Source organism: Serratia sp. BNK-10 (assembly GCF_047456065.1).
GTDB classification, from domain to species: Bacteria; Pseudomonadota; Gammaproteobacteria; order Enterobacterales; family Enterobacteriaceae; genus Serratia; species Serratia ureilytica.
The window spans coordinates 2,958,119-2,971,202 of sequence record NZ_CP179894.1; the positions used below are offsets into that span (position 1 = coordinate 2,958,119).

Annotated in this window: 12 protein-coding genes; 7 read left to right on the forward strand and 5 right to left on the reverse strand. The window is 58.8% G+C overall.

Going from position 1 to position 13,084, the window contains the following annotated elements:
• The first annotated feature begins 247 nt into the window (after positions 1–247).
• The gene (locus ACMGG9_RS14405) at positions 248–2,428 is read left to right on the forward strand and encodes a glycoside hydrolase (RefSeq protein ID WP_213587919.1); all 2,181 of its coding nucleotides are present in this window, start codon (positions 248–250) and stop codon (positions 2,426–2,428) included.
• Positions 2,429–2,489: 61 nt separating this feature from the next.
• Positions 2,490–3,875 (forward strand): CoA transferase, encoded by a 1,386-nt coding sequence (locus tag ACMGG9_RS14410; RefSeq protein ID WP_414161501.1) that lies wholly within the window; start codon positions 2,490–2,492, stop codon positions 3,873–3,875.
• Here the strand turns inward: ACMGG9_RS14410 and ACMGG9_RS14415 are convergent.
• A complete protein-coding gene (locus tag ACMGG9_RS14415; protein ID WP_213587918.1) occupies positions 3,872–4,747 on the reverse strand; it encodes a LysR substrate-binding domain-containing protein in 876 nt (291 codons plus the stop codon). The two genes, ACMGG9_RS14410 and ACMGG9_RS14415, sit on opposite strands and share 4 nt — an antisense overlap.
• A 101-nt stretch (positions 4,748–4,848) precedes the next feature.
• On the opposite strand from ACMGG9_RS14415, the gene ACMGG9_RS14420 reads away from it, so the two are divergent.
• Entirely contained in the window at positions 4,849–6,264 is a 1,416-nt protein-coding gene (locus ACMGG9_RS14420; protein ID WP_033650973.1) for a pyridoxal phosphate-dependent decarboxylase family protein, read from the forward strand.
• Positions 6,265–6,276: 12 nt separating this feature from the next.
• On the opposite strand, the gene ACMGG9_RS14425 is transcribed toward ACMGG9_RS14420, so the two are convergent.
• Positions 6,277–6,918, reverse strand: a complete 642-nt coding sequence (locus ACMGG9_RS14425) for a GNAT family N-acetyltransferase (protein ID WP_101452867.1) — start codon at positions 6,916–6,918, stop codon at positions 6,277–6,279.
• A gap of 794 nt (positions 6,919–7,712) precedes the next feature.
• Here ACMGG9_RS14425 and rcsA point away from each other — a divergent pair.
• A complete protein-coding gene (gene rcsA / locus ACMGG9_RS14430) occupies positions 7,713–8,342 on the forward strand; it encodes a transcriptional regulator RcsA (protein WP_019453510.1) in 630 nt (209 codons plus the stop codon).
• A 216-nt stretch (positions 8,343–8,558) separates the two neighbouring features.
• Here rcsA and dsrB read toward each other — a convergent pair whose 3' ends face one another.
• Together dsrB and cspE are read right to left on the reverse strand one after the other, a co-directional pair.
• Entirely contained in the window at positions 8,559–8,759 is a 201-nt protein-coding gene (dsrB, locus tag ACMGG9_RS14435) for a protein DsrB (RefSeq protein WP_033643594.1), read from the reverse strand.
• A 319-nt stretch (positions 8,760–9,078) separates the two neighbouring features.
• Positions 9,079–9,291, reverse strand: a complete 213-nt coding sequence (gene cspE / locus ACMGG9_RS14440) for a transcription antiterminator/RNA stability regulator CspE (protein ID WP_004935122.1) — start codon at positions 9,289–9,291, stop codon at positions 9,079–9,081.
• 375 nt (positions 9,292–9,666) lie between these two features.
• Here cspE and ACMGG9_RS14445 point away from each other — a divergent pair, with 375 nt between their 5' ends.
• The 3 genes from ACMGG9_RS14445 (at position 9,667) to ACMGG9_RS14455 (ending at position 11,927) form a co-directional block, all read left to right on the forward strand.
• Positions 9,667–10,044, forward strand: coding sequence for a hypothetical protein (locus ACMGG9_RS14445; RefSeq protein WP_033643595.1), 378 nt, complete (start codon positions 9,667–9,669; stop codon positions 10,042–10,044).
• Between the two features lie 509 nt (positions 10,045–10,553).
• On the forward strand, positions 10,554–10,763 hold the full coding sequence (locus ACMGG9_RS14450; RefSeq protein ID WP_004935132.1) for a hypothetical protein: 210 nt from the start codon (positions 10,554–10,556) through the stop codon (positions 10,761–10,763).
• A 156-nt stretch (positions 10,764–10,919) separates the two neighbouring features.
• Positions 10,920–11,927: an NAD(P)H-quinone oxidoreductase gene (locus tag ACMGG9_RS14455; RefSeq protein ID WP_033643596.1), complete on the forward strand. Its 1,008-nt coding sequence runs from the start codon at positions 10,920–10,922 to the stop codon at positions 11,925–11,927.
• Between the two features lie 43 nt (positions 11,928–11,970).
• Here ACMGG9_RS14455 and ACMGG9_RS14460 read toward each other — a convergent pair whose 3' ends face one another.
• On the reverse strand, positions 11,971–13,023 hold the full coding sequence (locus tag ACMGG9_RS14460) for an SDR family oxidoreductase (protein ID WP_047574673.1): 1,053 nt from the start codon (positions 13,021–13,023) through the stop codon (positions 11,971–11,973).
• Positions 13,024–13,084: the final 61 nt, after the last annotated feature.

The following is a 13,084-nucleotide window of genomic DNA, read 5'->3' on the forward strand; positions in this document are numbered from 1 at the left end:
CAGAAGAGAATTGGTCAGCTTGCCTTATTTGTTTTATTACAACTACAACTGTCCAATTGGGTTTCTCCACTGAAATTTTGGCTGAGTATAGTGACGTCGGGTAATGAAGTAAAGGCTAATTTATTAAACGAAAAATAAACTGGAATACGGCGTTTATATTTCGATGTCACAAATAGAAGATGGCGACATTGGGCGACAGTGCGCTTATCGGTAAACTGCCCTCTTTCATCTTCCAAGGACGCCCCTGATGAAACAACGGTTTTCCCCGCTCGCGCTGGCGCTGCTCATCAGTTTTCCCGCCGATGCCTTACTGCTGCAGCAAGGCGACGTGCAATTTGAACTCGACCCTGCCACGCTGCATATCGCCGCAGGCCCGGTGCCGATCAATCTGGCGCAGCCTGCGCAGCAGGTAACGGATCTTACCGCAACGCCACGACGCGCCAGCTGGCGATGGCCGCAACGCGCAATCAACGTCAGCGCCCGTCTGGAAGGCGGCGATCTGCGCCTGAGCTTCAGCAGCGATCGGCCGCAAACCCTGAACTGGTATCATATGCCGCAGGGGGAAACGCTGCTGTTGCCGATCGGCGAAGGCAGCCGCATCCCGCTGGACAACGCGGTCTGGCGTCATTACCTGACGACGGAAATGACGCCGCTGGATACCAACTGGGATCTGAAACTGCCGCTGTGGAGCCTGCAACACCAGGGTAAGGTCTACAGCTGGCTGATGTTGACGCCGTTCAGTAACCAGATAGCCTTCGCCACCGCGCAGGAAAAGCTGGCGATGCGCGCCAGCCACCAATTCAATCGCTTCAATCAACAACAGGCATTCGAGGTGCTGCTGCACGTCGGCGACGCCCCGCTGTCCGGCGCCCGCCGTTACCGCGACTATCTGCAACAAAACGGCCGGTTCAGCAGCCTGCGCGAGAAGATCAAGCAGGCGCCCGAAGGCGAAAAGCTGATCGGCGCTACCCATATCTATCTGTGGGGCGACCAATTGCTGGCGGCGGAAGATGTCAAGGATTGGCCGGGATTACTGCACTACTTCGCCTCTCCCGCCGCCGAAGCGCTGCGGCAGAAGATGGACGCCGAGAGCAGAAGCTTGCTGCTGCGGCTGGCGGGAAAAACGCCGGAGGGCTGGCAACAGCAGCCCCTGATCGACGGCATCAACCGGGCGTTGACGGCGCAGTTCGCGCTTGGCGCGACGCCGGATGACGCCAACTTTCTGCAGGCGCAACAGCGCCAGGCCGCCGCAGTGCGGGCGCTGGCGCAACGGGAGCTGGGACGCTGGTTAACCCCAGCGGACGGTTGGGGGCAAGGGTTGGCCAAACCGTTGATCGACGCGCTGCGCCAGGCCGGTTTGCCGCGCCTGTGGTTGGGCACCGATAACTGGACCGCCGCCTTCCTGCACCCGCAAGCGGTAGCCGCCGCCAAAGCGGCCGGTTATCTGATCGCCAGCTACGACTCCTACGATACCGCCATCGCGCGCGGCGTCAACGACAGCTGGCTCACTGCGCAGTTGCCGACGACGCTGCGGGAATCCTGCGCCATCGTGCGCGCAGACGGCAGCAGGAAACCCGGCTTCGGTAAACAGGGTTATTACCTCAATCCAGGCTGTGTCCTGCCCTATTCTCAACAGCGCATGCGCGAACTGGTGCAATTGGCCGGGTTGAACAGCCTGTTTCTCGATGTGGACGGCACCGGCATGGTGTCCGACGACTATCAGCCCGACCACCCAACCGGCGCGGCGCAGATGGCCGAAGCCCGCAACGCCCGGCTCGCCTGGTTCAGCGCCACCCTTAAGTTGCCGCTGGGCTCAGAGGATGGCAACGCAGTGACCGCGCGCAGCCTGATGTTCGCCCACGGCATGGAAACCTGGGGATTCGGCTGGGGAGATAAACAGATGAATCAGGATAAATCCTCGCCCTATTATCTCGGCGCTTGGTGGCCCAACGCCCAACCGGCGTTTTTCTTCCGCCCCGCCAAAGTGAAACAGCCCTACCGTACCGTCGAATTCGATCCGCGTTACCGCCTGCCGCTGTACCAGGCCGTTTTCCACGATGCTATCGTCAGCAGCCACCACTGGAATTACGACAATCTGAAGTTCAGCGACGTTCAGACCACCCGCAGCCTGCTCAGCCAGCTGTACAACACCGCGCCGATGTTCCACCTGAGCCGCACCACTCTAGCGGCGCGCTTACCGGCGATAAAACGCGCCGATGCCGCCTTCCGGCCGCTGCATCAGGCCTTGTGGGATAAAGCGTTAACCGACTTCCGCTGGCTCGATCGGGACGGCTGGGTGCAACAGACGACGTTCAGCGACGGATCGACCCTGACCGCCAATTTCAGCGCGCAACCTTTCGGCGGCGTGGCGCCCCACAGCGTACACGCCAAACTGGCCGACGGCCGCACTCTCGACGTCGCACCTTAGCAAGGCCGCCGACAGTGGGCTACGCTAGGCTATATTTCCGTTTACCCACAAGGAGCGGCCGATGACTCCCCTGATCCACACTCTGCTCGACGAGATTTGGCAAAGCCTCGGGCAATGCCCTGCCCCCGCCGATCGCCTCACCGTAAGCGGCACCGGCGCATTGCCTTCGGCTTTTCCCGTGACCGAATTGGCCACCGCCGCCTGGAGCGCCGCAGGTTTAGCCTGCGCCGAGCTGCTGCGGCGCGAGGGCGCCGCCGCGCAGCAGGTTTGGGTCGATCAACGCCTGGCCTCGCTTTGGTTCGGCTGGACGCTACGCCCGCTGGGTTGGACGCTGCCCGCCGCCTGGGACGCGCTGGCCGGCGACTACGCCACGGCGGACGGCTGGATACGCCTGCATACCAATGCGCCACACCATCGGCGAGCGGTGGAACAGGTGCTGGGCCCGGCATCGAAGAAAGGCGCGCTGGCGGAACGTGTGCTGGCCTGGAAAAAAAGCGAGCTGGAGGAAGCGGTGATCGCGGCCGGCGGCTGCGCAGCCCAAATGCGTTCGGCGGCCGCGTGGCGACAACATATTCAGGGTAAAAGCGTGGCGCTCGAACCGCTGATCCACACCGCATTGCAGCCGGAAGCGCCATCGCCCGGCTGGACGCTGCCCGTCGCCCGGCCGCTGCACGGCGTGCGGGTACTGGACCTGACGCGCATTCTCGCCGGGCCGATCGCCACGCGTTTTCTCGCCGGCTTGGGCGCCGACGTGCTGCGTATCGACCCTTACGGGTGGGATGAGCCCGGGGTCGAACACGAAGTGATGTTGGGCAAGCGCAGCGCGCGCCTCAATCTGACCAATGCGCGCGATCGCCATACGTTTGAGCACCTGCTGAGAAACGCCGACGTCATCGTGCACGGCTACCGCGCCGGCGCGCTGGAGAAACTGGGCTATGGCGCGGAGGAAAGGCACGCGCTGGCGCCGGGCCTGATCGACGTCTGCCTGAATGCCTACGGCTGGAGCGGGCCGTGGCGCACCCGGCGCGGTTTCGACAGTCTGGTGCAGATGAGCTGCGGGCTGGCGGAGGCGGGCATGGTTTGGCGCAGCGCCAGTTTGCCGGTGCCGCTGCCGGTACAGGCGCTGGATCACGCCACCGGCTATTTGATGGCGGCGGCAGTGCTGACCGGTATGACGCAGCGCCTGAACCGCGGCACCGGCTATCGCGCGCGCTTGTCGCTGGCGCGGACGGCGCAGCTGCTGCTGGCGCATCCCTACCCGACGCATTATCGGCCGGAACCGCTGACACCGGCCGGAAGCACCGACGAGAACCCTGAAACGGAACTGACTTACTGGGGGGCCGCGCAACGCCTGCGCGCGCCGTTGAGTCTGCAGGGTACGGCGCTGCAATGGGCGCTGCCGGCGACCACGCTCGGCACCTCGCAACCGGAATGGCTACGCCGCTAAATCGCCGCCAACTGCTGCTGAAGCCACTGCAGCAAGCGGGTGACCGCCGGCGTCAACCCGGCGGTCTGCGGCCATGCCAGATAAACGTCGTCATCGCTCAGGCGACAGGGCGCGGCCAAGGCCACCAGCCTCCCCGCGTCGAGGGCATCCTGCACCAGCAGCTTTTTCGCCAACGCGATGCCAAACCCTTGCTCCGCCGCGCGAATCAATAATCCGGCATCGTTGAACAACGCCTGTTGCCGCCCGCATAACGGGTGCCCCTGCGCGTTGAACCAGTCGCGCCAGGGACTGACGTCGTGCTCGAGCAACGGAATATCGCCACCGTTCTCGAAAGCCGCCCCCCATTCTCGCGCCATATCCGGCGAAGCGACAGGCAACACGTCCCCCGAGGCGATGCGCTGCGCCTGCAGCCCCGCCCATTGACCGCTGCCGATGCGGATCGCCGCATCGAACCCCCGCTGCGACAGATCCTGCAGCGCCAGCGACGCATCGATATCCAGCGCAATATCGGCACAGGCCTCATGAAAAGCCGACAGACGCGGCAGCAGCCAGTAATGGGCAAAAGACGGCAACACGCTGATGCGCAGCGTCTGGCTTGCCGCCGCTCGCCGGGCGCGGGCGACGCCCTGCTGCAGCGCCTGCAGCGCCGGCTCTACCGCCGCCAGCAACTCTCGCCCGGCGGCATTCAGGCGCACGCCGCGCCCGCGCCGTTCAAACAGCGGATAGCCGACCGCCTGCTCCAGCAGCTGAATTTGCTGGCTGACCGCGCCGTGCGTCAAATGCACCTGTTGCGCCGCAGCGCGCAAATTTTCCAACCTGGCGGCGATCGCAAAGGTCGGCAAGACATGCAAGGGAATGCGTTCACTCATCATTGGTTAACCAGGCTATCCAAAAAGGTTATTTTTCATCGATTTTGACCGGCAGGCAAATGTTCTATGTTTACCCCATCATCCCTGACGCTTTCGGAGCCGCCATGCACCCACGTTTACAACAGGACCTCGCACAGTTTCCGCAGATCCTCGATCACACCCGCCAACTGGCGGAAGATTTCCTGGCTGGGCTGCAGCAACGCTCGGTCTGCCCACCGCTCGAGCATCAGCAGCTGCAACCGGGCGACGATCGGCTCGACGAAAACGGCGAAGGCGCCCTGGCGGCGCTGGAGCGTTTTTGGCAACGTTATCAGGCCGGCATTTCCGCCAGCGCCGGCCCGCGTTATTTCGGCTTCGTCACCGGCGGCGGCACCCCGGCGGCGGTCGCAGCGGACTGGCTGGTTAGCGTGACAGACCAAAATAGCCTGCTCAGCCATGATACCATCGCAGCCACGATCGAGCTGGCGGCCGTGACGCAATTGAAATCCCTGCTGGGCCTGCCGGAAACGTTCAGCGGCAGCCTGGTCAGCGGCGCGACAATGGCCAATTTCACCGGACTGGCCATTGGTCGGCAGTGGCTGGGGCAACAGCGCGGCGTGGATATCGCCCAACAAGGCCTGGCGGCGCTGGGCCCGATCCGGGTTCTGGGAGCCAATCCGCATTCCAGCAGCGTGAAGGCGCTCAGCATGCTCGGTATCGGCCGCGAGGCGTTGACGATCGTCGCCAGCCTGCCGGAGTCTGAAGCCATGGATATGGCGGCGCTGGAGCGGCAGCTTGCCGCCGGCGCTGGCCAGCCAACGTTGGTACTGGCCAGTGCCGGCACGGTCAATACCGTCGCTTTCGACGATCTGCCGCAACTGCTGGCGCTGCGAGAGCGTTATCCATTTTGGCTGCATGTCGATGCGGCATTCGGCGGCGTGGCGGCCTGCTCGCCGCTATACGCCCCAAGGCTCGAGGGCTGGCAGCATGCCGATTCCATCACCGTCGATGCGCACAAATGGCTGAACGTGCCTTATGACAGCGCGATCCAATTTACCCGCCATCTGGATCTGCAGATGCAGGTATTTCAGAACCATTCGGCCTACCTGGAAGCACCGACGCTGCGACCAGACAACTATCTGCATCTGACGCCGGAAAATTCGCGCCGCTTCCGCGCCCTGCCGCTTTGGCTGACGCTGAAAGCCTATGGCCGCAGCGGCATACGAGATATCGTCGAGCGCAATGTCGAACTGGCGCAGGCGTTGGGAGCGGCGTTAGCGGCCGAGGACGGTTTCCATCTGTTGGCGCCCGTGAATATGAACGTGGTGTGCTTTGCCCTCAGTCATCCACAGGGCGACAGCGAAGCGGCGCGCGATCGCTTTCTCGAACGCCTTAGCCGGCATGGGGTGGCGCGTTGCACCCCTACGCGTTATAACGGCCAGCCGGGGATCCGCGCCGCGCTGGTCAACTGGATGACGGAGGAACAGGACATTCGCCTGACGCTGGACTCGCTGCGCCATTGCCTGGCGGAGACGGCCTAAACGCCTGGCGCGTCACCCGGGCTGGAAGGCCTGCAAACGCCGTTCTTGCCGCCCGTCGTCGCCGATGTTATCCGGTGACAGCCAGGCGGCAAACGCCGAGCGCAGCGCCGGCCATTCTCCATCGATGATCGACAGCCAGTCGGTGTCGCGCGTGCGTCCTTTGACGACGACCGCCTGACGGAACGTGCCCTCATAGCGAAAACCAAAACGCTCGGCGGCCTGACGCGAAGGCAGATTGAGGCTATCGCATTTCCATTCGCAGCGCCGGTAACCCAGATCGTCAAACAAATGGCGCAGCATCAGGAAAATGGCCTCGCTGCCGAGCGCACTGCGCTTCATCAGCGGGGACCAGTTGATGGTGCCCAGTTCAGCCGCACCGTTGGCGGGATCGATGCGCAAAAAAGCGCAGGTTCCTACCGCGCGCCCGTTCGCCTGATCGATCACCACCATCGTGCGCCTGTCGGCGCTGGACGCCAGGGCCTGCAGGTAATGCTGAAAATCCTCGCGCGTCTGCGGCCGCGCCCAAAACAGATAGGTCCAGTCGCGGTCGTCCTCGGCGGTTTGATAAGCCTGATAAAGCTCGTCGCCCCAGCGTGCGAGGTTCAGCGGTTCCAGGCGGCAAAACCGCCCTGACAGTAACGCTTGCCCGGGCATGCCTGCCGGCTGCCAATGAGGGAGGGCATCGCCTATCGGCTGCCCATATTGATTTTGTCTCACCGCGACATCCTGTTTTTGAAAGGTGCAAAAGCAAGTTAAAACCGGCGCGGGTCAGAAACAACTCCGACCTGCCGCCGCCCCTGCCGACCGGCTGGCAAGACGATAGTTTAGAAAAATCACTCAATCACCGATAAACATTCACACAAATGATTTCATATGAAATAAATATCCACATAACCTATTGTAAAATGGTGATTTATGGCAACAATTAAGCTACACATTCCAGCAATAATGTTAACTTTTGTTTGTTGTTATGATAAAAACAGAAGCGCTTATCATTATCGAAAGGCACCAAGACAATCATAAGACAATGATTTTTATGATTAAAAACAAAAGAACCCAGAAGTGAGTACTTTTTGAGCACTTAAAAAGCACGCTAAAAGACTTCAAAAAAACGACACATGAATTTTTTTTAAGACTTTTCCTAGCAAACTAAAATTTTGTTTCGTGACATGATGAACAGATTATCAGCAGACAATGCCGGCAGGCGCGGGCGCCAAGCGCGAATCAGGCCCATCATGCCGACGTCGGGCGAGTAGCGGATCGCTCTGACTTAAGCCAAACTTATAGATTCATGCGATTAATAAGTTTAGTATGAAAATATCATTGAGTGCCGTCGTGTTTATTGATAGAACACTCGCTACACTGAATTATTGTTCCATTTTGCCTTTCGGCTTTTTAGGCTTTTTCTCATATTACCGCAGTAAAACGGATTTAAGTGGGGGTGCGATATGCCAACGATTATCATGGATTCATGTAGCTATACCAGATTGGGGTTAACCGACTATCTGACTTCGCATGGCGTGAAGAAGCGCCATATTAATGCCATCGAGGACATTGACAGCCTGCATGAAAAATGCAGTAAGTTGAATCCTAGCCTGGTGTTTATTAACGAGGACTGCTTCATCCATGAAGCAAACGCCACGGAGCGAATAAAACGGGTGATTTCACTGCACCCGGATACGTTATTCTTCATATTCATGGCTATTACCAATGTACATTTCGACGATTATTTATATGTTCGCAAGAACGTCATCATATCGTCAAAATCCATCAAACCAGAGACTATGAATCAGCTACTTAGTCATTATCTCGAGAAAAAATCCCTACGGGTGGAGAAATCTTCTCTGGATCAAACGCCGGTGACGCTGAGCCAAACTGAATCGAACATGTTACGCATGTGGATGTCAGGGCAAGGCACCATCCAGATATCAGACCAGATGCAAATAAAGGCCAAAACGGTCTCTTCCCACAAGGGAAACATCAAGCGGAAAATAAAAACGCACAACAAGCAGATCATTTACCACGTTGTCCGTTTGACCGACACATTGACTAGTGGAATATTCGTCAATAGCCGCTGAACCGTAGAGAACGCCCCCACTTTGTTTACCCATCGTTAATTTCCGGTGATAACGTAATCCGGTTCTCAAACGCTGGGATAACCAAAAGAATACCTGCTGCGTTATCCCCCGCTGGCGCAACGGGTATTTTTATGTCGTCGATAAAAAAATTCTTACCGCATTGAAATAATCTCAAAATAGACAGTTTCGTTAGCAAATTAATGAGATTGTTCGAAGTTACTGCCCGGGCGCGCCGCAAGGCTCCACAAAAGTGCCGTCACGGCTGTCGATTTCATTAAAAAACCACACGCCCGCCGGGTAGTCCTCAAGAGACACCAGATACATGGTACCTTCGTTGAAGACCTCTACGGCCAGAATGACGCCTTCGCGCCGTGGGCCACCATCTGTTTTTACCGTCACTCGATCGTTAACCTGCATACCCTTCCCCATTCTTTGCGATTGGCATCAGTGTATTACAAAACCCCGGGTGAAGGACACCGCCCCAGCCCTGCCGGTCTCTGCTATCAGCGTAGCAGCCGCCTGGATTTTCACTTTCTTAACGGTTTGACCGCAGAATCTTAAGCCGTCCTCGCGTAACCTGTCTTCAGGCGTTTCCCCCCAGAGAAGCGCTTGCAAATGAAGAAGTAACAAGGAACTTTTGCCCGCAGACTTGCGGGCTTTTTTTTATGCGCCGTCAAATTGCAGGCATAAAAAAACCCGCCTCGGCGGGTTTTATTCAATCAGCGGTAGACGCCAATTAGATAGCGGTAACGTTAGCCGCAGATGGACCTTTCGCACCGTTCTCGATAGAGAACTGTACGTTCTGGCCTTCAGCCAGGGTCTTGAAGCCTTGATCCTGGATAGCAGAGAAGTGTACGAATACGTCTTTGCTGCCGTCTGCTGGGGTGATGAAACCAAAACCTTTAGCTTCGTTGAACCACTTCACTTGACCTTTGATCATGTTGGACATGTCTAATTTCCTTCAATAATAATGTTAGCCGCCATGGGCGAGATAGCCGGTCATCAGTTACTTATGGAGGCACTGGAAAGGAAATTCGTCAGAGAAGGGCTATCCGGGATAACGCTTTAAATTTGAACTACTTTACTCAAAATGTCGTGCATAAATAGGTCTGTACCACAGGCCGACATCATTAACTCACGAGCGAGCGGCAATAGCAACCTTTTTCGCCGTGCAGGGGCGTTAATCTCGGCTAAACGCACAGGATTTGACCCCGTCTGCCTACGGGATCGCCAGCTGAATCCCCATTACGCCGCAGGCAAATGATAGTAATTCTCGTTTTACTGTTTTATAGTTGCCCGGCGTAATCATCCAGGGAGATCCACCATGCCGAGATGGCTCACATTACCGGCCGCCAGCGCCGCCGCCCTGCTGGCCTTTGCCGCTTACAGCGCCCCGCTTGGCGCGCTGGAGCTGAATTATCAAGCCCCCGATCCCAGCGTCGCCCCCGCGCCCAAGCCGCCGACGTCGCCTGGGCCCGCGCCCAAGGCCGAGAAACCGCCGATCACCTGGGCAGAGGCGCGAGATAAAAACGGTTTTCGCGTCGACATCGAGTGCGATCATCCGGGCTGCAGCAAGCCGCGCACCAAACCTTATCCCGCGTATGACGGCCCGGTGAAGAAAACCGATCGCCGCCGCCAATCCGATCCTTATTCCACCAACCAGGATCCCGATTACAACATTCAGTTAGGCTATGAGTGGTAATGACGCTTTCGGAGTAATGCCTATACCTCCCGCAATCACAGCCGCTTAGAATGGCGTCAGTTCACCACTCCTCCTGGTGTTGAACATGACAAGCTGTGTTGCAAATCTTTATGCGCCTCCCTATAGGCGCTTTTTTTTGCCCTTCTCGCATCACGCCTTCCCGATTACAGATTGGTCTCATTGCCCTGCAAAGTGATGAATGTCACAAATACGCCTCCTTGCCATTCTTATTCGGAGGTGATGTTCATGGCCACAGGATCTCTTGCCCTCCTGGCCGTCTTGGCCGGCATTGCGGGCTATGCGCTCTATAAACACTTCAAATCTCAGAAGAAAAGCGCATTCGTTCGCCCGCACGATCGGTAATCGACAACGCATTTTCACCGCAAAGGCGCGGCACGCCGCACGCCGCGCCTGCGGTTATCGTCATCCTTTCATCACAAAACTGTCACAATATGGCCATATGATGATTAGCGATTATCCGTTCTGGCTTAACACCAAGGATTTCGCCCATGACCATAATTAAAGCTGCAAACCACCAGGAAGCAGAAAAGCTCATCCGCGCCGGCACAGCCAAGAAAATCGAACTGGCTTACGACATCGGCAGCGACGATTTCTTCCAGCTTGCCAGCCTGTGGTGCGATAAAGGCGCCAAGATCTCCAAAGGAAAAGAACACTTTATCGTTTCATTGAAAGGGTTCCGCATCCCCCCTAACGATTGATGCCCAGCCGCCCATCGCGGCGGCGTCTCCTCCTCTTCCTCGCAAAACCGCTCTATTCGACCACGCGTACCTCATTCGATTTCGCTAAGCTAACAGCAGACTTTATTGTGGACGCGCCACCTGATAACCGCGTCCGCCACGATGAGGAGAGTAACCATGTCAACGAATGCACCGCTGCCCGACACGATGAAAGCGATTGAGATCAGCCAACCCGGCGCCCCCGAGGTTCTGGTCGTCGCCGAACGTCCGGTGCCGGTTCCGCAAGCGGGCCAACTTCTGGTGAAAATCGCCGCCGCCGGCGTTAACCGCCCCGACGTGCTGCAACGTCAGGGGAACTATGCGCCACCGCCCGGCGCCTCGGATATTCCCGGCCTCGAAATTGCCGGCGAAGTGGTGGCCATCGGTGAAGGCGTGACCCGCTTCGCGATCGGCGATCGGGTTTGCGCCCTCATCGCCGGCGGTGGCTACGCGCAATACTGCGCCGTGCATGAAAGTAATGCGCTGCCGGTTCCGGCGGGCCTGAGCCTGACCGAGGCCGCCGCGCTGCCGGAAACCTTCTTTACCGTCTGGGTCAACGTGTTCCAGCGCGGTCACCTCAAAGCCGGCGAGACCGTGTTGATCCACGGCGGCACCTCGGGTATCGGCACGGTCGCCACCATGCTGGCGAAAGCCTTCTGCGCCCAGGTGATCACCACCGTCGGTTCAGAAGAGAAGCGTCAGGCGAGCCTGGCGCTGGGCGCCGACGTGGCGATTAATTACCGCAACGAAGACTTTGTCGCCCGCACCAAAGACGCCACTAACGGCAAAGGCGCCGACGTGATCGTCGATCTGATCGCCGGCGACTATGTGGCCAAGAACTATCAGGCCGCAGCGATGGAAGGCCGTATCGTGCAAATCGGCACGCAAAACGGCGTGGTAAAAGAGCTCAACCTGATGCCGCTGCTCTTGAAACGCTTGACCCATACCGGTTCGACGCTGCGTTCGCGCAGCGTCGCGGACAAAGCGCAGATTGCCGCCGAGCTGCACGAGAAAGTTTGGCCGCTGCTGGAGCGCGGCGTGCTGAAACCGCAAATCTTTAAAACCTTCCCGCTTGAAGAGGCGGCCGCTGCGCATGCGCTGATGGAATCCAGCGAGCACATCGGCAAAATCATGCTGACGTTCTGAGACCTTTCCCCGCAGCGGGGCTGCGGGGACATTTATGCCGCATTCAGGGAATGATGCGGCGACGACGGAATGCATCGAACAGCGAGAAAAACATGGCTTCGGTTTCGACAAACTGATGGAAACCGAAACGCCGCGCCTTGCTGCCGTCCGCGAACATGTCGTAGTCCCAGGAAAAGACGAAATCGGCGAAACGCCAGCCGGCCACCGCCCGGTAATCGGGCTCGGTCAAGGAGTGCCGTTGCGCCAGCTCACGCCACAGCGGCGCTTTGTCCACCATCATGTTTTCCAGCGTCATCGGCAACGGCGGCGCACATTCCAGCCCGAAGTACGCGGCGATTTTCGGCCACATTTCGCTCCAGCGAAACAGATCGCCGTTGTTGATGTTAAACGCCTGATTGGCTGCCGCAGGTTCGGTCGCCGCCCAGAGCGTGGCGCGCGCCAGCAGTCCGGCGTCGGTCATTTCCAACAGGCTGTGGTAAGCGCCCGGCTTCCCGGGAAAGCGCAGCGGCAGCCCGAGCGCTTTACTGATCGAGGCGTAAACCGCGATGCTTAACGCCAGATTCATCGGGTTGCCGAGCGAGAAGCCCCCCACGACGCTCGGGCGAATGGCGCTCCAACGCCAGCGCTTGCCTGTTTGGCGCTGCTCCAGATACTGCTGCTGCGCCACGTTAAACTCCGGCGGCATATGCCCGGCATCGCTTTCACGCGCCGGCGTTTTAAACGGCCCCAAATGCGCGCCATAAACTTTATAGCCCTGCATCAGGCTGATATGTTCCAACGCCGGCGCAATCGGCTCCAGCCCTTCGACAACGTGTTGCAACATTTGCAGGTTCGGCGCCACCAGCCCCGCCCAATCCGGAGCATCCTGATAGGCGGCATAGAAAACGTGGCTAATCGCGCTCAGCGGCCGCAGCGCGTCCCGCGTCGTCGCCGCATCCAGCAGGTCAACCTGCAGGTGGCGCACCCCAGGCGCCGGTTCGCCGCCCCGGCGCGAGACGCCCACCACTTGCCAACCTTGGTCAATCAGCTCCTCAATCAATCGGCGCCCAATCACGCCATTGGCGCCGATCACCAGCGCCTGTCGCTTTGCGTTCATTTTGTCACCCCTCGGATTATCGATACCCTGAGTGTTATTGATTAGCGATGCTTGCGGTAGA

Coding starts and splice junctions, on each gene's coding strand:
- ACMGG9_RS14405 (WP_213587919.1), top strand. CDS start 248: ATGAAACAACGGTTTTCCCCGCTCGCGCTGGCGCTGCTCATCAGTTTT.
- ACMGG9_RS14410 (WP_414161501.1), top strand. CDS start 2,490: ATGACTCCCCTGATCCACACTCTGCTCGACGAGATTTGGCAAAGCCTC.
- ACMGG9_RS14415 (WP_213587918.1), bottom strand. CDS start 4,747: ATGATGAGTGAACGCATTCCCTTGCATGTCTTGCCGACCTTTGCGATC.
- ACMGG9_RS14420 (WP_033650973.1), top strand. CDS start 4,849: ATGCACCCACGTTTACAACAGGACCTCGCACAGTTTCCGCAGATCCTC.
- ACMGG9_RS14425 (WP_101452867.1), bottom strand. CDS start 6,918: ATGCCCGGGCAAGCGTTACTGTCAGGGCGGTTTTGCCGCCTGGAACCG.
- rcsA (WP_019453510.1), top strand. CDS start 7,713: ATGCCAACGATTATCATGGATTCATGTAGCTATACCAGATTGGGGTTA.
- dsrB (WP_033643594.1), bottom strand. CDS start 8,759: ATGCAGGTTAACGATCGAGTGACGGTAAAAACAGATGGTGGCCCACGG.
- cspE (WP_004935122.1), bottom strand. CDS start 9,291: ATGTCCAACATGATCAAAGGTCAAGTGAAGTGGTTCAACGAAGCTAAA.
- ACMGG9_RS14445 (WP_033643595.1), top strand. CDS start 9,667: ATGCCGAGATGGCTCACATTACCGGCCGCCAGCGCCGCCGCCCTGCTG.
- ACMGG9_RS14450 (WP_004935132.1), top strand. CDS start 10,554: ATGACCATAATTAAAGCTGCAAACCACCAGGAAGCAGAAAAGCTCATC.
- ACMGG9_RS14455 (WP_033643596.1), top strand. CDS start 10,920: ATGTCAACGAATGCACCGCTGCCCGACACGATGAAAGCGATTGAGATC.
- ACMGG9_RS14460 (WP_047574673.1), bottom strand. CDS start 13,023: ATGAACGCAAAGCGACAGGCGCTGGTGATCGGCGCCAATGGCGTGATT.